This is a genomic window from Paenibacillus sp. HGH0039 (assembly GCF_000411255.1).
In the GTDB taxonomy this organism is placed as follows: domain Bacteria; phylum Bacillota; class Bacilli; order Paenibacillales; family NBRC-103111; genus Paenibacillus_F.
Map to the genome: position 1 here is coordinate 97,110 of NZ_KE150413.1, position 17,900 is coordinate 115,009.

Annotated in this window: 17 protein-coding genes; 12 read left to right on the forward strand and 5 right to left on the reverse strand. The window is 55.3% G+C overall.

Annotated features, from left to right (window positions below):
* Positions 1–57: 57 nt before the first annotated feature.
* On the reverse strand, positions 58–999 hold the full coding sequence (locus tag HMPREF1207_RS14790; protein ID WP_009675337.1) for an N-acetylglucosamine kinase: 942 nt from the start codon (positions 997–999) through the stop codon (positions 58–60).
* A 513-nt stretch (positions 1,000–1,512) separates the two neighbouring features.
* Here HMPREF1207_RS14790 and HMPREF1207_RS14800 point away from each other — a divergent pair.
* Genes HMPREF1207_RS14800 through HMPREF1207_RS14815 form a run of 4 tightly spaced genes read left to right on the forward strand, consistent with a single transcriptional unit; the run spans position 1,513 to position 5,523 of the window.
* Positions 1,513–2,733, forward strand: a complete 1,221-nt coding sequence (locus tag HMPREF1207_RS14800) for an exo-beta-N-acetylmuramidase NamZ family protein (protein ID WP_009675327.1) — start codon at positions 1,513–1,515, stop codon at positions 2,731–2,733.
* Positions 2,723–3,895, forward strand: coding sequence for a serine hydrolase domain-containing protein (locus tag HMPREF1207_RS14805; RefSeq protein ID WP_009675352.1), 1,173 nt, complete (start codon positions 2,723–2,725; stop codon positions 3,893–3,895). The genes HMPREF1207_RS14800 and HMPREF1207_RS14805 overlap by 11 nt, the downstream gene beginning before the upstream one ends.
* Before the next feature lie 44 nt (positions 3,896–3,939).
* On the forward strand, positions 3,940–4,644 hold the full coding sequence (locus tag HMPREF1207_RS14810; RefSeq protein ID WP_009675323.1) for a PIG-L deacetylase family protein: 705 nt from the start codon (positions 3,940–3,942) through the stop codon (positions 4,642–4,644).
* 30 nt (positions 4,645–4,674) lie between these two features.
* Positions 4,675–5,523 carry a MurR/RpiR family transcriptional regulator gene (locus HMPREF1207_RS14815; protein ID WP_009675334.1) on the forward strand — a complete coding sequence of 283 codons (849 nt, stop codon included), beginning with the start codon at positions 4,675–4,677 and terminating at the stop codon, positions 5,521–5,523.
* 216 nt (positions 5,524–5,739) lie between these two features.
* Here HMPREF1207_RS14815 and HMPREF1207_RS14820 read toward each other — a convergent pair whose 3' ends face one another.
* The gene (locus tag HMPREF1207_RS14820; RefSeq protein WP_009675321.1) at positions 5,740–6,756 is read right to left on the reverse strand and encodes a LacI family DNA-binding transcriptional regulator; all 1,017 of its coding nucleotides are present in this window, start codon (positions 6,754–6,756) and stop codon (positions 5,740–5,742) included.
* 246 nt (positions 6,757–7,002) lie between these two features.
* Between HMPREF1207_RS14820 and HMPREF1207_RS14825 the strand changes: the two genes are divergently transcribed.
* The 8 genes from HMPREF1207_RS14825 to HMPREF1207_RS14860 all read left to right on the forward strand — a co-directional run bounded on the left by HMPREF1207_RS14825 (position 7,003) and on the right by HMPREF1207_RS14860 (position 15,193).
* Entirely contained in the window at positions 7,003–9,096 is a 2,094-nt protein-coding gene (locus tag HMPREF1207_RS14825) for an amylo-alpha-1,6-glucosidase (RefSeq protein WP_009675328.1), read from the forward strand.
* A 164-nt stretch (positions 9,097–9,260) separates the two neighbouring features.
* Positions 9,261–10,562 (forward strand): ABC transporter substrate-binding protein, encoded by a 1,302-nt coding sequence (locus HMPREF1207_RS14830; protein WP_009675324.1) that lies wholly within the window; start codon positions 9,261–9,263, stop codon positions 10,560–10,562.
* A gap of 80 nt (positions 10,563–10,642) precedes the next feature.
* Complete coding sequence (locus tag HMPREF1207_RS14835) at positions 10,643–11,539, forward strand: carbohydrate ABC transporter permease (RefSeq protein WP_009675340.1); 897 nt, start codon at positions 10,643–10,645, stop codon at positions 11,537–11,539.
* Positions 11,540–11,551: 12 nt separating this feature from the next.
* Complete coding sequence (locus HMPREF1207_RS14840) at positions 11,552–12,382, forward strand: carbohydrate ABC transporter permease (RefSeq protein WP_009675326.1); 831 nt, start codon at positions 11,552–11,554, stop codon at positions 12,380–12,382.
* A 171-nt stretch (positions 12,383–12,553) separates the two neighbouring features.
* On the forward strand, positions 12,554–13,048 hold the full coding sequence (locus HMPREF1207_RS14845) for an RNA polymerase sigma factor (RefSeq protein ID WP_009675339.1): 495 nt from the start codon (positions 12,554–12,556) through the stop codon (positions 13,046–13,048).
* Positions 13,038–13,625: a hypothetical protein gene (locus tag HMPREF1207_RS14850; protein WP_009675347.1), complete on the forward strand. Its 588-nt coding sequence runs from the start codon at positions 13,038–13,040 to the stop codon at positions 13,623–13,625. The genes HMPREF1207_RS14845 and HMPREF1207_RS14850 overlap by 11 nt, the downstream gene beginning before the upstream one ends.
* Positions 13,622–14,371 carry a YfjL-like protein gene (locus HMPREF1207_RS14855; RefSeq protein ID WP_009675351.1) on the forward strand — a complete coding sequence of 250 codons (750 nt, stop codon included), beginning with the start codon at positions 13,622–13,624 and terminating at the stop codon, positions 14,369–14,371. The genes HMPREF1207_RS14850 and HMPREF1207_RS14855 overlap by 4 nt, the downstream gene beginning before the upstream one ends.
* A 210-nt stretch (positions 14,372–14,581) precedes the next feature.
* On the forward strand, positions 14,582–15,193 hold the full coding sequence (locus HMPREF1207_RS14860) for a hypothetical protein (RefSeq protein ID WP_016423779.1): 612 nt from the start codon (positions 14,582–14,584) through the stop codon (positions 15,191–15,193).
* A 277-nt stretch (positions 15,194–15,470) separates the two neighbouring features.
* Here HMPREF1207_RS14860 and HMPREF1207_RS29295 read toward each other — a convergent pair whose 3' ends face one another.
* The 3 genes from HMPREF1207_RS29295 to HMPREF1207_RS14870 all read right to left on the reverse strand — a co-directional run bounded on the left by HMPREF1207_RS29295 (position 15,471) and on the right by HMPREF1207_RS14870 (position 17,861).
* Entirely contained in the window at positions 15,471–15,812 is a 342-nt protein-coding gene (locus HMPREF1207_RS29295) for a hypothetical protein (protein WP_138918209.1), read from the reverse strand.
* A gap of 277 nt (positions 15,813–16,089) precedes the next feature.
* A complete protein-coding gene (locus HMPREF1207_RS14865) occupies positions 16,090–16,953 on the reverse strand; it encodes a carbohydrate ABC transporter permease (protein ID WP_009675348.1) in 864 nt (287 codons plus the stop codon).
* Positions 16,954–16,973: 20 nt separating this feature from the next.
* Positions 16,974–17,861, reverse strand: a complete 888-nt coding sequence (locus HMPREF1207_RS14870) for a carbohydrate ABC transporter permease (protein ID WP_009675359.1) — start codon at positions 17,859–17,861, stop codon at positions 16,974–16,976.
* Positions 17,862–17,900 lie beyond the last annotated feature (39 nt).

A 17,900-nucleotide genomic window follows, 5' to 3' on the forward strand; every position in this document is an offset into this window, starting at 1 on the left:
TCCGGTAGTTGAAAAGGGATATAAAGGCAGTCGCAATGCGGCATACTAGGCGGCCGCTTACTTCACCCCTTGGGAGGCCGCAAGCTCCCTGGCATAATCGGCGGCACCTGCAGATGAGCGACGTCCGGACAAGACGACGTCCGATAAATCGTCTTCCTGCGATACGTTCACCCGGAAAGTATCGTAGAAGAGCGTACAGTGCGCGAAAATCGACCCGGCCGCGCCAATTTTCAGACGGTCAAGCCCAGAGTGGCGGTTCCGGAGCGCAACGACGAGGTCGGCGAGATCTTCGGCTGAGCGCACGATGATTTGGCGGGCGAGCATATCTCCCGCCGCCGCTGCACGGACAGCGAGCTCCGCGTGCTCGGCAATCTGCGCCTTCTGCACGCCGGGCCGATAAACGATTCCGCGCAGCTCCGCCGCGTCCCGGATGCCGTGTTTTTGAAGGACGGCTTCTGTAAGCACGGTCGCGGGAAGTACGCCGTCGTAGCTTTTCATGACGGTTTGAAGAACGGAGAGCCCGATGTCGTAGCCGCTGCCTTGATCGCCGAGCAAATGCCCCCAGCCTCCGGCACGGTACTTGTTCCCTTCGGAATCGAAGGCGTAAATGATGGAACCGGTGCCTGCAATGGCGATGATGCCTTTGCTGGAGCCAAGGGCGGCTTTCAGCGCAATTTCGGCGTCGTTTTTAATCAGAAGAGATACACCCTCGTAAGCACTTCCCGTAAGCGTTTGGGTCAGATACCGCTCCATTGTGCTCCGTTCCTCGGCGGTGTCTACTCCGGCAAGGCCGGCGCAAACGGCCAGGCATCTGCGTCCCGGCAGAGCATCTTTGACCGTGGCGAGAAGCCGGCCGAGTTCCGTCGAAGCGGTTGCGAAAGTAACGGCGTGAGGATTTCCCGGGCCGCCCGTCCAAGTGCCGAGCTCTGCGCCGCTCAAGTCGATTGCGAGGGCTTCGGTTTTGGTGCCGCCGCCGTCAAGGCCGATGACATAATCCATGGGAGTCACCTTTTCTTCCGTTATTTTTGTAGAAACTGAAAGAATGCCAGCATGATGTATAAAACTCAGCCCGATTGCCTGCCGCGGTCAGAGCCGGGCGGGTTCGGGATATTCGCTGTTGAGAACGGCTGTAAGGCAAACATAAAAAGAAGTTCCAGGCCGTCAAAGAAAAGTGTGGCGTGGAAACTGGAGGAAAAAAAGGGGAATGCAGTTGAAGTCCCTGACAATAGTATAGCGGAAGCACAGGAAAGTTGTAAAATAAAAGTTTATATATTTTTAAAATTTCTGAAATAAAATTTTGATTGAAAAGAGGCCGGCAGGTCATTTTCCGGAGGCCCTAAATCGTCGCTTAACAAAGGGAAGTTTCTTTAAAACGTACAGGAAACAAAATTTTATATTGTAAAAAATAATTGAAATAAAATTTCGTAAACGGTATAATGACACATAGAAAGCGGTTACAGATAATTGGAAAAAGAAGACCCGATTTTATTATCCAACAGGGGAGGGAACCTCATGCAAGGGAAGGTGAAAACGGGAGCCGACCGGTTTCCGGAAATGGCGCCCGCGCTGCTCAAAGGCCGTAAATTCGGACTGCTGACGAACCCGACGGGGATCAACCGCGACTTTCAGTCCACCATTCAGGTTTGCGCTTCATTGGAAGAAGCGGAGCTCGGCGCTTTGTTCGCTTGCGAGCACGGTATCCGGGGGGAGCGCCAGGCAGGCGTCCGGTTCGAAGATGAAATCGACCCGGAGCTCGGGATTCCGGTTTACAGCCTGTACGGCAAGCATAAAAAACCGACGGCCGACATGCTTTCGGGGCTTCAGGCGATGGTTTTCGACATCCAGGATCTCGGCGTCCGGTTTTACACGTATCTCAGCACGCTGATCTATACGCTCGAAGCCTGCGCCGAAGCCGGTGTCCGCGTGATTGTGCTGGACCGTCCCAATCCGCTGGGCGGACTTGAGTGGGAAGGCGGCCTGCTGGACGAAAGCCTGCTGTCGATGGTAGGCGCGTGGAGAATGCCCGCCCGTACCGGTATGACCATCGGCGAATTCGCTCTGCTGGCGGCCGATCAAATGAAGACGCCTTGCGAGCTGTATGTCGTTAAAATGGAGGGCTGGGACCGGGAGATGGAATTTCCCGATACCGGGCTGCCGTGGCTTCCGCCGTCCCCGAACATGCCGACCATGGATACGGTTCGGATCTACGCGGGGCACTGTCTGTTCGAAGGAACGAACCTGTCGGAAGGACGCGGTACGACCAAGCCTTTCGAGCAGGTGGGAGCGCCTTGGCTTAAGGCGGAGGAAACCTGCCGTGAGCTGAATGCCTTGAATCTTCCCGGCGTCCGGTTCCACCCGGTCACGTTTACGCCGACCTTCTCGAAGCATGCCGGTCAGTTGTGCAACGGCGTGATGACGTTCGTTACGGACCCGAAAGTGTACAAATCGGCCGTCACCGGCCTTCACTTGTTGAGTAGGATCCAAAGGCTTCATCCCGATGAGTTCGAATGGCTGGCGCCTTTCAAGGTAGGCCAGTCCACCTTCATCGACCTGCTGAGCGGCAGCGACCGGATTCGCCTGACCCTGCACGAGCCCGGCGCTCTGGAAGCGATTATCGCTTCTTGGGAACGCGACGGGAAGGAATGGGCCGGCATTCGCAGCAAGTATCTGCTCTATGGACCGGAAGCGGCAGCGGGGGCTTCCGCCACGGAGGCCCGTGGCAATGGGGTATGAGGCGGCCGCTTCCGGGGCTTCGGCACTGGGCCTTTCGCCGGAAGGGGTAATCGCCGCCTGCCGGGCTGTTGACCGCGAGATCGCGGCAGGCGTTACTCCCGGAGCGGTGCTGGCCGTCGTACGCGGAGACGAGGAACTCGTATACGCGGCGGGGGTTGCCGATCCGGACGCCTCCGAACCGGCGGCCGTACATGCCGGCACCCTGTACGACTGCGCCTCGCTCACCAAGGTGACCGTAACGCTGCCGCTGGTGCTCGGGCTCATTGACGAGGGCAGGCTGACCCTGGATACACCGGCGGCTTCCCTGCTGCCTGAGTTTGCAAGCGGAGGCAAAGAAGAAGTCACGGTAGGCCAGCTTCTGACGCATACGTCGGGACTGCCGCCGCTCGTCAATCTGTACTCGTCTCATCTGACGCGGGAAGAGATGTGGCAGACGGTGTACCGCACCCCGCTGCAGGCCAAACCCGGCACGCGGATGGCATACAGCGACGTCGGCTACATGACCCTCGGGCGCATAGCCGAGGAGATGCTGGGCGTACCGCTGGACGAGGCGGCGCGCGACAAAATCTTCGGGCCGCTGGGCATGGACAGCGCCCTGTTCTGCCCGCCTGCCGGGCGGGCGGCGGACATAGCGCCGACGGAGTACGACGCCTCCGCAGGAGTCCGCCTGCACGGCGTCGTCCACGACGAGAACGCCCGCGCCCTCGGGGGCGTAAGCGGCCACGCCGGGCTGTGCGCGGCGGCCGGCGACCTGGTCCGCTATGCCCGCATGTGGCTGGGCTGCGGGCTCGTCCCCGCCCCGGCCGCCGGTGCGCGTCATGACGCGGCGGGAGCGGAAACGCCCCGGCCGCGTCTCCTCTCGCGGGCGGCGGCCCTTGCCTCCGTGCGCAGCTTCACGGAGAGCATCCCCGGCGCGAGCCGCGGCCTCGGCTGGGCGCTCAAGGGCGACCCGCTGGATGCCTCGGGCGACTGGATGGGGCCGCGCAGCTTCGGCCATACGGGCTTCACGGGCACCAGCCTGTGGCTGGACCCCGAGCGGGATCTGGCCGTCGTGCTGCTGACGAACCGGGTCTACTACGGACGGGGCAAAACGGTGAAGGTGCTTCGCGCTTGCGTGCATAACGCGCTTGCGGCAGCGGTCGTGACGAATCAAAGATTTTGATTGGACGGTAAATCGAGTAATCCAACCCAAAGGAGCGATTTCACATGACAGAGCAAAAGCATCATATTTTGGCGATCGGCGGTCACGCCGGCGACTTGGATCTGACGGCGGGCGCCGTTATCGCGAAATATACGCAGGCCGGCCATAAAGCTACCTTCCTGCATCTGACGCCGGGAGAGAAAGGGCATCCCCGTCTGACTCCGGAAGAATATGCGAAGCAGAAAATCGAAGAAGCCCATAAATTCGCCGATATCGTCGGAGCCGACGTCAAGTTTCTGGCTTACAAAGACGCCGAACTTCCGGTCGACGAAGAAGTGAAATACCAGGTCGCCGATGTGATCCGCGAGGTGAAACCGGATATCATTCTTACCCACTGGAAAGGCAGCATTCATAAAGACCACGCGAATACGCATTATATTGTCAATGACGCGCGTTTTTACGCCGGATTGAAGACGATCGAGCGCGAGCTTCCGTCCCACTATGCGAACCATCTCTACTACGCGGATAACTGGGAAGATCCGTACGATTTCAACCCTGAAATTTTTATTGACATTCCCGATGAAGCATACGAGACTTGGGTTAAAGCGATGAATGTGTATGCCTACGCACGCGGTGAAACTTACGGATTTCCGTTCATCGAATACTATAAAGCGTTGACGATCGTGCGCGGCGCACCGGCTAACTTCAAGCGGGCTCAAGCGTTCGCGGTACCGACGGGCGCGCTTTCGAAACGCGTACAATTTTTCTAAAGCGCGGCACGCAGGCAAAGGAGAGGAATTATGAACGGAGGATTAGTCAGGCTGCGCGAGATTCTGGACGATATCACGCCATCGGAACGCAAGGTGGCGGAATTTGTGCTCAGTCATCCGCATCGAATGCTGGAAATGTCCGTAGCGCAATTAGCGGCCGAAAGCGGCGGCAGCCAGGCGGCGATTATCCGTTTGTGCAAGTCGATGGGCGTGAAAGGCTACCCGGAGCTGAAGCTCAAAGTAGCCGGTGACTTGAACCAGAGCGAGGAAAGATACGAGTACCGGGAAATTCGTCCGAACGATTCCATCGACCGGATTATCCACACGGTATCGGCCAATAATATCCAGTCCATTCGAGATACGGTGACCATTCTGGATGCGGATACGGTGAGAAGAGCGGTCGAGGCCCTCAGCCGGGCGAACCGGACGTACTTCTACGGCCTCGGCGCTTCGAATCTGATCGCTCAGGATGCCCAGCATAAGTTTTTGCGGATCAACAAGACCAGCTATTCGTTTACCGATCCGCATCTTGAGCTGACTTCCGCCGTTATGCTGAACGAGGACGACGTGGCTGTCGGCATTTCTTATTCCGGCGAAACGGATCATGTCATCGAATGTTTGAAAGAAGCGCGTCTATGCGGGGCAAAAACGATTTCCATCACGAAATACGGCAACAATTCGGTCAGCTCGCATGCGGATTATCCGCTGTATACCTCCTCGACGGAGAACGAAATCCGCAGCGGAGCCATGTCATCGCGGATGACGCAGCTGAATGTCATTGATATTTTGTATCTGGGCGTAGCCAGCCGGGAATACGACAAATCCGTGGGCTATCTGGAAAAAAGCCGCGAGATCATCCGGCGCATGACCGGCCGCTGAATGCCTGCGCCTGCGTCTGCATTTGCGTGGTCTCGCGAGTGCGGCTGCAAGCGGCCGGACGGCGGGTCGCCCGTCATACGGCTCGGTACCCCGGCGCCGATGCCTTGCGAGGTGCGCATAGCACGGAAGAATGCCGGCGGGCTGCCGCAAAAATCCCCTTGAGGACCGATGGAAGCTTCATGCTTCCCCGGTCCCTAAGGGGATTTTATTTTTGCCTCAGAGCGGCAGGCGATTAACGCTCTCCCGTTTTACCAGCTCCGTATTCAGGACGATATGATGGCTTACATTCCGGCCTTCCAGCAAATCGACCAGGAGCTGCGCGGCCTGATAGCCGGACTCGTACTTGTGCTGGTTGACGGTAGTAAGGGATGGCGAGGTGTACGCGGTCAGATCGATATTGTCGAAGCCGATGATCGAAATATCGTCAGGCACACGCCGCCCCAGCCCTTTGACCGCCTGCACGGCTCCCAGCGCCATAAGGTCGCTGGAGCAGAACACGGCGGTTGTTTCCGGATGCAGCGACAGCAGCCTGTACATCGCTTCTTTGCCGCCGGATTCGGAGAAAGAGCCGTCCAGGACGCGGGTCGGATCGAACGGAATGCCGCTGTTATTCAGCGCGTCCGTGTAGCCTTTCAACCGCTGGATGCTGACGTCCGCCTGGGCGTGGCCGTTGATCATGCCGATGCGGCTGTGGCCGTTCTCGATCAGATGATTTACGGCGGTATAGGCGCCTTTGATATTGTCCGAGGTAACATAGCCGACATTCGGACCCTGGAGCGGAATATCGATCAGAACGCACGGGATGTCCGAGGAAACGATCTCCTCCAAATAGGGATCGTCCAGCCGGATGCCCATAATAATGACGCCGTCGACGCCCCGTTCCTGGCACAAGTTCTTGTAGGATTTGATTTTCTGCTTCTGGGGAGTCGTGCTGAACAGCACGAGATCGTAATCCAGCTCTCCGGCCCGGTCGTTCATTCCGCAGAGCACTTCGAAGGCGATATTATCTTTGGAACTCGCGCGTGTGACGTTGGAAAGCAGAAGGCCGAGCGTTTTGGTTTTCTTGGATACGAGGGAGCGGGCCGCCATGTTGGGGCTGTAGCCGAGCTGGTCGGCGAAACGCTTGATTTTCTTGCGTGTCTCTTCGTTTACATCGTCATACCCGTTTAACGCGCGAGATACGGTGGTGACGGAAACCTGCGCGGCTTTGGCAATATCTTTGATAGTGACCAATGGTTGTTCTCCTTTTATTCAGAAACGTTTTGGGCGTTATCGAACGACTGGTTATAACCGGTGTCTAAAATTGGGGTTGTAAATGCTTACACGTTCGCTTATAATGCAATTATAGTTCATCCGAAACGTTTTGGAAAGGGCTGATTGGGAAAAAGAGGCTTCGGTCTCGTATTTTTTTGCTCGTTATCCGAAACGCTTCGGATAAATGAATCGGCATGAAGTCAACGAGAGAAATGAGGTCATATTTTGGATTACCGTGTGATTAAAGAGAACAATTTGTTTCTGATTACCGATGTAAACGGAGATATAAACCCCGAGACGGGAAACGGCTTGTATACTTCCGACACGCGGTTTTTAAGCCGTTTCGAGATCGGAATCAACGGGGAGAAGCCCATCCTGCTTTCGTCGGTCGCGGATGAAAATTACATTGCGGTCATCCGGCTTACGAATCCGCATATGGAGCGGGACGGAGAGCTTATTTTATGGAGAGAATCGGTCGAAATTGAAAGAAAGCGCTTTATATACGATGGATCTCTATACGAAACGTTTCGGATTACCAGTTACTATCCTAAGGCTGTTGAATTTGTTTTTTCCGTGGCGATGGACGCCGATTTTACAGACATGTTTGTGGTCCGCGGCTTCCAATACGGAGAAATCGGGCACAAAACCGGTGACAGTTTCTCTTCGAACGGCCGGGTCATCAAATACCGCGGGGCAGACAATGTGGACCGGGAAACCCGTATTCGCTGGCAGGGTCCGGTCCATACGGTGGATGGCGATGGACGTGTGCATTTTCCCGTCAAGCTTAACCACGGGGAATCCTGTGAAATCGCCTTTACCGTGAGTCCTTCGATTAAAGGCGAACAGCCCCGGCTCCACGATCCGCTGGAAGCGATGGCGAAGCTGGACGCGTCTTATGCGGAGTGGAACGGCGGAAGCACCGGCGTGCGCAGCGACCTTCCGGCCTTCGACAAGCTGTACGGCCGGAGTGTCCAGGACCTGCGCGTCCTGCTGACGGACGTGGGCCACGGGCCGTTTCCGGTGGCGGGCCTGCCGCTGTTCGCGGTTCCGTTCGGACGCGACAGCTTAATCGCGGCGCTTCAGATGCTGCCGCTTAATCCGGCCATCGCGAAAGGAACGCTGCTGACGATGGCTTCCTACCAGGGGACGAAGGAAGATGAATGGCGTGACGAGCAGCCGGGCAAAATCATGCACGAGATCCGCTACGGCGAGCTGGCGGGAACGAACCAAGTACCGTTTACGCCGTATTACGGCACGATCGACGCCACGCCCCTGTTTCTGCTGCTTGCGGCGGAATACTTCCACTGGACCGAAGATACGCCGCTCATCGAAGAGCTAATGCCGCATATCGAGGCGGCGCTGGAATGGGTGGACTCCTATGGGGACGAGGACGGCGACGGCTTCGTCGAATACGTCCAGAAATCGTCCAAAGGCATAGCGAATCAAGGCTGGAAAGACTCGGCGGATTCCGTGGTCCATGCCGACGGGGAGTATGCGAAGGCTCCGATTGCGCTGGTGGAGGTACAGGGGTATGTGTACCAGGCAAAGACGCGTCTGGCTCCTTTGTTCCGCGCGCTTGGCCGGGAGGCCGGGGCGGAGCGGTTGGAAGCGCAGGCCGCTGAGCTTAAAGAGCGCTTCGAGCGCGATTTCTGGATGGACGACGAGCAGTTCTACGCGATTGCGCTGGACGGAGCGAAGAGCCGGGTGCACTCCGTGACTTCCAATGCCGGTCACATCCTGATGAGCGGCATAGCTTCGGAAGCAAGAGCGGCAGCGGTTGCGAAGCGGCTTGTGGCGGCCGACATGTTCAGCGGCTACGGCATCCGCACGATGAGCACGGGGGCGGCGGGCTACAACCCGATGAGCTATCATGACGGCAGCGTCTGGCCGCACGATAACTCCCTCTGCCTGCTCGGCATGAGCCGAAGCGGCTATCGGGAGGAAGCGCTCACCGTCATGCAGGGGCTGCTGAAAGCCTCGCAGGCTTTCGAGTACGCCCGCCTGCCGGAGCTGTTCTGCGGCTATGACGATTCGCTCGGATACCCGGTGAAGTATCCGGTCGCCTGTTCGCCGCAGGCCTGGGCAGCGGGCACCTCGCTGACGTTCGTGCAGGCGATGCTCGGTATCGTGCCGGATGCGCTGAAACGGCGCGTGACGCTGAAACCGGCGCTTCTGCCGGACATGAGCGAGCTGGAGGTGGACCGGCTGCGAATCGGCGGCGGTCGCCTGCACCTGCTGCTGAAGCGGGATGCGAGAACAGGCCGCGTGGATGTGAGCGTGCTGGGCAACGATACGGGCTACGAGCTGGAAATCTTGTGAAACGAATAGGACCGGCAACTGCCGAAGGGAATGTCCTGCACGACAGAGCGGCTTCAGCGGCACGAAGAAGCGCTGTAACGAAACCTTTTGCGGGCAGCTCCCTTCGATTGAATAAATCCGAATGAATATATGCCTACAGATATTTTTAGGGAGGTTTATTGTTTATGATGAAAAAATCTTTCGCAACCTTAACGTCCGTGCTCCTCGGCTCCGTCGTCGTGCTTTCCGCCTGCGGCAGCGGCGATTCTTCCACGGGAACGCCCGCTCCGGGCGGAACGCCGTCCGGCGGCGCTTCCGGCGAGAAAGTAACCGTTACCTTGGCCGGCTGGACGTCCAGCGCGGACGAGAAAGAGCTTTTGCAGCAGACTCTAAATGAGTTCGAAAAGAAAAATCCGAACATCAAAGTCAACTACGAGGTTATCGCGGACCAGTATATGGACGTCATGAAAACCCGGCTGATCGGCGGAAACGGACCGGACGTGTTCTATCTGGACGCTTTCGAAGCGCCCGGCCTGATCCAGACCGGTGTCGTCGAACCGCTGGACGGCTACGTAACGGCCGATTTCGATACGGCCGACTTCGAGCAGCCGCTTCTCGCGGCTTTCCAGAACGGCGGCAAAACGTACGGCTTCCCGAAGGATTTCTCGACGCTGGCGATGTTTTACAACAAAAAAGATTTTAAAGAAGCGGGCATAGTGAACCCGCCGAAGACGTGGGAAGAGCTTCAGGACGCCGCCAAAAAGCTGACCAAAACCGAAAACGGCAAAGTGGTCCGTTACGGTTTCGGAGCCGCTCCGGAAATCGCCCGCCAAATGTACATGATGAAAGCGTTCGGCGGCCAAGTCTCGGACGACAAAGGCAGCGCAACGTTCGCTTCCCCCGAAGCGCTCAAAGGTCTCCAGCTCGTAACCGATATGCACAATGTCGACAAAACGTCCGGCGAGCCGAAGGAAGTCGGCGCAGGCTGGACCGGCGAAATGTTCGGCCAGGGCAAAGCGTCTATCGTATTCGAAGGCAACTGGGCGATTCCGTTCCTGCAAACCAACTACAAGGACCTTGAATACGGCACGGCAGAGCTTCCGACGGTAAACGGCAAAAAAGGCACGATGGCGTTCCCGGTTGCTTACGTGATGAACAAGGATTCCAAGCAGAAGGACGCTTCCTGGAAGCTGCTCTCCTACCTGACGGGAAAAGAAGGCATGAAAACCTGGACCAGCAAAGGATTTGCGCTTCCGACGCGCAAGTCTGTCGCGGCCGAGCTCGGCTACGACAAGGACCCGCTCCGCGCGGCTATCGTGGCGGGCGCCTCTTACGCTACGCCTTGGGTGGATAAAGCGACCCTGCCGACGATCATGAACAACTTTAACAACCAGTTCATCGAAGCGTATTCGGGCAAGGCGAAGCTGGAGGACGCGATGAAGAAAGCCCAGGATACGGCCAACAAGGAAATCTCGGCCGCCAAGTAAAGCAAGAAGGGAAGAGAGGAGGAGCGGTGATGCTCCTCCTTGCCGCCCTTTAACTTTTCCGCGAAAGGAAGGTAAGGCTCATGACCGTTCACGCGGCCTGGAAACGGAAACTCCGCAACACGGTGACCGGTTATCTGTTTCTGCTTCCCACTCTGCTCGTGCTGGGAACCTTTTTATTTTTGCCGGTCTTTTATTCGATGTATTTATCTGTCCACAAAGTCAGCCTGCTCGGCCAGGTCAGCTACAAGTGGGTGGGGCTCGATAATTTCACGCGTATGGCTCACGACGAGCGGGCCTGGATCGCTTTGAAAAATACGGCTTCGTTCGTGCTTTTCGTCGTGCCGGTCCAGACGGCTTTCGCGATCCTGCTTGCCGTTGTGCTGAACGCCAAACTCAAGTTTAAGAACTTCTTCCGGGTCGTATTTTTCGTGCCGACCGTTACATCCTCAGCGGTTCTGACGCTGATTTTCATGTGGATTTTCAATACGAACGGCCTGCTGAACAAAATCCTGGAGGCTGTCGGCCTGCACGGCTACAACTGGTTGGGGGACCCCGCCGTAGCGCTTAAAGCGATCATGATGATGAACATCTGGTCCACGGCCCCGTTCTTTATGGTCGTGTTCCTGGCGGCGCTTCAGGACATTCCCGACGCGCTGTATGAATCCGCGATGCTTGACGGCGCGGGCAAATGGCGCCAGTTCTGGTCCATTACGCTGCCGCTGCTGAAACCGGCGACCTTTTTTACCGTGGTGATGGGCATTATCGGGACGTTCCAGCTTTTCGACCAGTCGTACATTTTCTCGGCCGGTTCGGGAGGCCCGAATAACTCCACGCTGACGGTTGCGCTTCTCATTTACCAGTACGCGTTCAAAAATCTGGACTTCGGCTACGCCTCCGCGCTTGCGGTCGTCCTGGCGGCCGTCATCCTGATCGTTACGCTGATCCAGCGCAGGCTGTTCACCGAAGACAAAAACTAGGGAGGCGTACTCATGACGACTTCATCATCCAAATTCGTGAAGGTGCTGCTGTACGCCATCTTGTTCGTCTACGCGTGCATTACGCTCATTCCGTTTCTATGGGCGCTCTCTTCGTCCTTCAAGACACTGGGCGAGATCGTGTCGGGCAGCATTAACTTCATACCGAAAAATTTTACCCTGCAAAATTATTACGACATCTTCGTCAAAGAGCCTTTGTTCGGCCGGTGGATGTTAAACAGTGCGCTCGTCGCCGTCATTGCCACGGTCTGCAACATCCTGTTCAATTCCATGGCCGGCTACTCGCTGGCGCGGATCGATTTCTTCGGGAACAAGCTGATGTTCGTGCTCATTCTGGCCGTCCAGATGATTCCGGCGCAGCTGACGATCGTCCCGGCGTATCTGATCATGAAGAACCTGAACCTGCTCAACACCTATTCGTCGCTCACGCTGCCGATGATGGCGAACGCCACGTTCATCTTCATGATGCGCCAGTTCTTCGTCAGCTTTCCGAAGGAACTGGAAGAGGCGGCGCAGCTCGACGGTCTCAGCCGGTTCGGCATCTTCTTCCGGATCGCGCTTCCGCTGGCCCTTCCGGCCCTGGCCGCCCAGACGATCTTCGTCTTCATGGGCGCCTGGAACGAATTCTTGAAGCCGCTCATGTTCATCTCGGATGCGAAGATGTTCACGTTGACGCTGGGTCTGAACACGTTCAAGGGCCAATACATCAGCAACTGGAACTACATCATGGCCGCCTCTATGGTTTTCACGCTTCCGGCCCTGCTGATTTACGCGGTGTTCAACCGCTTTTTCATCAAAGGCGTCACGTTTACCGGCGGCAAATAACTTTCTTTAAAAGCCTCAGGGACCGAATTTCGATTCGGACCCCGGGGCTTTTTTTTGCGCAAAAACGAAAAAAATTTCCTGAATCCTGTAACGAACGGACGCTGTCTGGTACAAATAAGAAGAACGACAAAAGCACGCCCATCGGATGAGGCTTCGGATAAGGGAGGGCGCATGGGGCTTGAAGAGCTTTATCGAGAGATTCAACCGCAAATGTACGCATTTTTCTATGTGAAAACGCAAAGCAGAGAGGCGGCCGAAGACCTGACCCAGGAGGTTTTCTACGAAGCGGTCAAAGGGCACGGCTCCTTCCGGGGAGATTCGACGGTCCGGACCTGGTTGTTCGGAATCGCGAAGTATAAGCTGGGCAAATATTACCGGTCCAAAAAATACGGGCAGGAACTGGCGGCGAAGCTTGCGGCGGAAAGCCGCGAATCCGTCACGCCGGAGAAGCAGGTGCTGGACCGCGAGGACCGCGATATTTTGCTGGAACGGATTTTCCGGCTGGATGAGGTTTCCCAGGAAATCGTCACGCTGCGCATGTATGCCGAGTTGTCTTTCCGGGAGATCGGACACATTATCGGCGCTACGGAAAACAGCGTCCGGGTCAGATTCCACCGGATCAAGCTCCAACTGCACAAAGAGCTGGAGGGATATTATGAACGATAAACATACGGTACGGCACATTATCGAGGATTTGCTGCCGCTTTACGAGGAAGGCCTGCTGAGCGAAGAGACGGCCAGGTGGCTGGAAGCGCAGACCGCGGACGACGCCGATTACGAGAAGCTCGTCCGCTTGTCGGGACAGAGCCTGCCCAAGCCGGAGCTGCCGGAGCCGACCGAAGACTATGCGAAGATGATGGCGAAGATCAACCGGAAGCTGTCTCTTTATCAACTGCTGTTTATGGCGATTTCGTTTGTGCTGGCCATCCGCACGTCGCTGCTTAACGAAAGCTTCGAGTTTGTTTTGTGGTATGCCGTGCTCGGCTTCGTCACGTATTTGTTTTATAAGCAGATGAAGATTGTGTTTTTCCTCTCGTTTGCGCCTGTTTTTTTATGGTCTATAGGAGACAGCATTTATGAGATCGTAAACGGTTCGGGGGACGGGGGAATGGGCGTGATCGTCTTTTCGCCTGTATTGGCAGCCGTTGTGATGGCCTCCATTCATTGTTTGTTTGCCTTTATCGGAAGTTTGATGGGGCTGTTGGCATTAAAGATCAGAAAGATAGGGGAAGAGTCCGAATGAAGACACGTAAGAAGAAAAAGGGCATGTATATCGCCCTGCTGGTGCTGCTTGGTCTGCTTGGTCTGCTTGTCGGTTCGCTGTATAACTCGCTGAACGGGAATCCGCTCAGCAAATGGCTGGCTCAGCGCGAGTTGCAGCAGTTTATGGTGGAGCATTATCCGGAGAAGCGTCTGAGGATTGAGAAAGAGTTTTATAACTTTAAATTCAAGCATTATGAATTTCGGGTGAAGGAAATCAGAGCGGAAGCGGACAAAGGGGAGCCGCCGGAATACGAATTTTCCGTAGGAGGCTGGATTCCCCGGGTGAAGGTGGACGGCATCCGGTCCGCCAATCTCGATATGGTTTTGATGGAGCGGCTGAGCGGGGAAGCGGAGGCGGAGCTTCAGGCCGCTTTTGCGCGGCGGGTTCCTGCTGTCCGCGAGGTCACTGTCCAGCTTGAGGTCGTCAAAGGACAACTGGCGGAGAATACCGCCTGGACTCCGTCCCTGAAGCTGGATGAACCTTTGTACATCCACGTGGTGACGGATGCGGCGGGCGCTTCCAAGCAGCAGATCGCCGAAGCGGCGGGTGAGATCGCGGCCGTTCTGGATGCCGGAGGGTACGATTACGGGCGCGTCACGATTAACGCGAACCTGATGGATGACAAGGGGGAGAAACACAAGAACAGCTATGTAAAATATGTGGCGCGCTTCGATAAAGGCGGCGAAAAGGTGAGCGCGAAGGACGTGGAGGAAGTGACGAAATAGCGGACCCGGACTTGCTTAGGCAATTGCACAACCGGCTGTACTGCTGGTTCCGCTGTCGTGTTTGGCGCTGAAATCCCCGAAAAAGCAAGAACGGTCAAAACTCGTCCTGTCTCCCTTGGTATACTGAGTTCACCCGATACGATCCGGTTACAGTTTAAGGGGGAATGAAGTATGTTAAGTGCAGCGATAGGAACAGTAGGAGCTTTTTTTGTGAGTTTGGTACGCGGGGAAATGCCCGCCGGTACTTTGATTTGGATAGGAACGGCTGTTGTATTGGTTATGCTGGGCGAGTTAGTGGAAGCCTGGAAAAAAGGGAGTTTGCGGGAGGAAGGGCCGCATCCGCTTATGCAAACGGCAAAGGCGGCAGGGATCGCTCTTTTGTCGGTAGCGGTCGTGCTGGGCAAGTTCCTATTCGTCGGGACTATTCTAGCCAAATCGTTTCCGGTGCTGGGCTTGCCCGAATCCAAAGAAGCTCTCGTCTGGTACGGTTCCGTATCGATCGGAATCACGGTGCTTCTTAGTCCTTTGATCAGGAGGGCGGTGTACGGAGAGGAAGCCGCTCAGCGGATAGGCTGCGCACTGTTGTACGCCCTGCTAACGGCGGCCGGTACGGCCTGCTTGAGCGCGGTGTTTCATGCTCCGGTTCAATTGCCTCTCCACGGGCATGCGGTGATCGGGCTGCTTATGACGCTTGCGATGTACTTCCTCCTGCTGCTGGAGCGGGAAATGAAGCAGGAAGACGGGGAGCAGGAGGAACTGGGCAAGGAACAAGAGCGCAGCGGACGCGGTTCGGGAATCTCTATCCATAAAAGCTCTGTGTAAAGAGGCTGGCGAAGGAGCTTGGACACGCAGTGTTGAGCTTCCGATCCGGCAAGGTAAGGTAAAGAAAGCCAATCTGTTAGCCGTCTTAATGAAGCAAGAAAAAAGGCCAGAACCGCGGGCATAAGCTCCCCCGGTTCTGGCCTTTTTGTCGGTTAAGATGAAGTTGAAGATTCACCAGCCTCTGCGGTAAATGACTTTACCGTCAGCGTCTATGCCTTGAACCTCTTTGATCACGACTGTGCTGTTCAGGCTATTTCCCAGGCTTATTATTCAATTGTTAATTAGTTACATGAATATAAAATGTCCAATAATGATTTCCATTTGCATCGTAAGCGTCAACTCTTGCGTCTCCAACTGCCAAACCTGTAGTCCAGCCAGTTGGAGAAACTGAAACATAATTTGAGCCATAAACAATTGAAAATGAAGAACCGCCAAGAAGTTTTGAATGTCCCTTTTTTAAGTTTGAATAGTCTACTCCGACGAGGGGATTAACCTCATCTTGGGAGGTGATACTGTTGAGCTTTTGATTCTCAGAAGCTAATGCGCCTGTAGTTAACATGGTTAGAGATAATCCTATTGCTAACAAAGACGTTGAAACCTTTTTAATGATGTTTTTCAAACTGTCCATCTCCTTTTATCTTTAAGTATGGTCCTGGAAATTAATGTATGCCGTTAGAGGCAGTAACATAACTGCTTCTCTACAGTTGAACAGGAAATGATCAATAAAAGGAGGGATAAGATGCCCCATTTCATTAATTTCATTTCGGTTCTCGCTTTTCCGTAAATAGTGATACCTAATTTTACGAAATTAACCATTAAAATGGTAAAAGAAAAACCGATACTGCAAGCAGTACCGGCTATATCCTCGAACCTATATGATTTTTCAATCGTTCTGCTTATTTCATCCCCGAAATCGAATAATTGTCGATGATGTACTTCTGGAAGATCGCGAAGATGATCAGAATCGGTACGACCATGAAGGCCGAACCGGCCATCTGCAAGGCGAAGTTGCTGTCATACTGGCCTTTCAGCAGCGACAAGCCGACGGACAGCGTGTACAGCTTCTCATCGTTGGCGATAATGAGCGGCCAGAGGAAGCTGTTCCAGCCCGCGATGAAGGTTAGGATCGCCTGCACCGACAGGATCGGCTTGGAGATCGGCAGCACGATCTGAGCGAAGGTGCGCAGCTCGCTGGCGCCGTCGAGCCGGGTCGCTTCCAGCAGTTCGTCCGGAATCGTGGACATGAACTGGCGGAACAGGAAGACGCCGAACGCTCCGACGAGGCCGGGCAGCACGACGCCGACCAGCGTGTTCGTCAGCTCGATGGAGTTCAGGATCAGATACACGGGAATCATCGTGACCTGTCCGGGGATCATCATCGTGGCGAGCACGAGGTAGAAAAGACCCTCGCGTCCCTTGAAGCGGTATTTGGCGAAGCCGAAGCCCGCCATCGCGTTCAGGAACAGGCCGACGAAAGAGAACAGCACGACGATCAGAGTGTTTTTCAGGTAGACGCCGAAATTCATCCGTTCGAACAGGTTTTTGAAATTTTCCATCGTAAACGTCTCGGGAAACAGGGTGGGCGGGATACGCAGCACTTCACTTTCCGGTTTGAACGCCGACAGAATCATCCAAACGAACGGAATGAGGAAGACGATGCCGCCCAAGGCGAGCAGGACAAACACGAGTCCTTGGAAAAAGGGGCTCGATCCCGATGTCCCTGCGCCAGCCGGACGTAATTTTGCAGCTTTTGCAGCCATAAGCTTTTCCTCCGTTCTTTTTACATGTCCGTATCTTTATTCTGAAACCGGAATTGAATGAGCGTAATAATGATGATGGCGACGAACAGGATAAACGAACCCGCCGCGGCGTAACCGAAGTTGCTCAGCTTGAAGCCGTTGTTGTAAATGAACAGGGCCACGGACGTAGTGCCGTCCAGCGGTCCGCCTTGCGTCATGACGAACGGCTCTTCGAAGAATTGCAGCCAGCCGATCATAGTCGTGATGGACACGAAGAAAATGGCGAAACGCAGCATGGGAACCGTAATATGGATCATTTGCTTCCATGTGCTGGCTCCGTCGAGCTGTGCGGCTTCGTAATACGTTTTCGGAATGCCCTGGAGAGCGGCGACGAAAATAATCATGTTCAGACCCACGGCCCGCCACAAGGCGAGGAGGATCAGGGAGATTTTCGCGATCAGGGGATCGGTCAGCCACGGAACCTTATCGAAACCGGCCGATTCCAGCACGTAGTTGAACAGACCGAACGCCGGGTTGTACAAATAGCTCCAGACGACAGCTACCGCGACTACGTTGGTAACGGAAGGGAGGTAGTAAATGACCCGGAATGCTTTGAAAACGCGGGAGGCTCCGTAATTAATCAGCAGCGCGATGCCGAGCGAAAGAATAACGACGCACGGAACCCCGATGATCACGTAAAAAAGCGTGTTGGTAATCGATTTAATAAAAATCGGGTCCTGCAGGACGCTGATATAGTTTTTGAAGCCGATGAAATTAATGTTGGAATAATCGGCAAGACCTGCGAGATCCATATCGGTGAAACTGATAACGAGCGCAATAAAGATCGGCAGCAGCGAGAAAACCGTAAGCAGGATCAGAGTCGGCGCAATAAAAAAGTACGGTGCTTTGCTGTTGCTGAAGCCCTTCATCTCATGTCCCTTCTTTCACTGTCGTCCAGCCCGGTATAA

Excerpts from the sequence above, each read along its gene's own strand:
- HMPREF1207_RS14845 (WP_009675339.1), top strand. The coding sequence starts at position 12,554 with ATGGGGCTTGAAGAGCTTTATCGAGAGATTCAACCGCAAATGTACGCA.
- HMPREF1207_RS14800 (WP_009675327.1), top strand. The coding sequence starts at position 1,513 with ATGCAAGGGAAGGTGAAAACGGGAGCCGACCGGTTTCCGGAAATGGCG.
- HMPREF1207_RS14805 (WP_009675352.1), top strand. The coding sequence starts at position 2,723 with ATGGGGTATGAGGCGGCCGCTTCCGGGGCTTCGGCACTGGGCCTTTCG.
- HMPREF1207_RS14815 (WP_009675334.1), top strand. The coding sequence starts at position 4,675 with ATGAACGGAGGATTAGTCAGGCTGCGCGAGATTCTGGACGATATCACG.
- HMPREF1207_RS14865 (WP_009675348.1), bottom strand. The coding sequence starts at position 16,953 with ATGGCTGCAAAAGCTGCAAAATTACGTCCGGCTGGCGCAGGGACATCG.
- HMPREF1207_RS14850 (WP_009675347.1), top strand. The coding sequence starts at position 13,038 with ATGAACGATAAACATACGGTACGGCACATTATCGAGGATTTGCTGCCG.
- HMPREF1207_RS14855 (WP_009675351.1), top strand. The coding sequence starts at position 13,622 with ATGAAGACACGTAAGAAGAAAAAGGGCATGTATATCGCCCTGCTGGTG.
- HMPREF1207_RS14830 (WP_009675324.1), top strand. The coding sequence starts at position 9,261 with ATGATGAAAAAATCTTTCGCAACCTTAACGTCCGTGCTCCTCGGCTCC.
- HMPREF1207_RS14790 (WP_009675337.1), bottom strand. The coding sequence starts at position 999 with ATGGATTATGTCATCGGCCTTGACGGCGGCGGCACCAAAACCGAAGCC.
- HMPREF1207_RS14810 (WP_009675323.1), top strand. The coding sequence starts at position 3,940 with ATGACAGAGCAAAAGCATCATATTTTGGCGATCGGCGGTCACGCCGGC.
- HMPREF1207_RS14870 (WP_009675359.1), bottom strand. The coding sequence starts at position 17,861 with ATGAAGGGCTTCAGCAACAGCAAAGCACCGTACTTTTTTATTGCGCCG.
- HMPREF1207_RS14840 (WP_009675326.1), top strand. The coding sequence starts at position 11,552 with ATGACGACTTCATCATCCAAATTCGTGAAGGTGCTGCTGTACGCCATC.
- HMPREF1207_RS14835 (WP_009675340.1), top strand. The coding sequence starts at position 10,643 with ATGACCGTTCACGCGGCCTGGAAACGGAAACTCCGCAACACGGTGACC.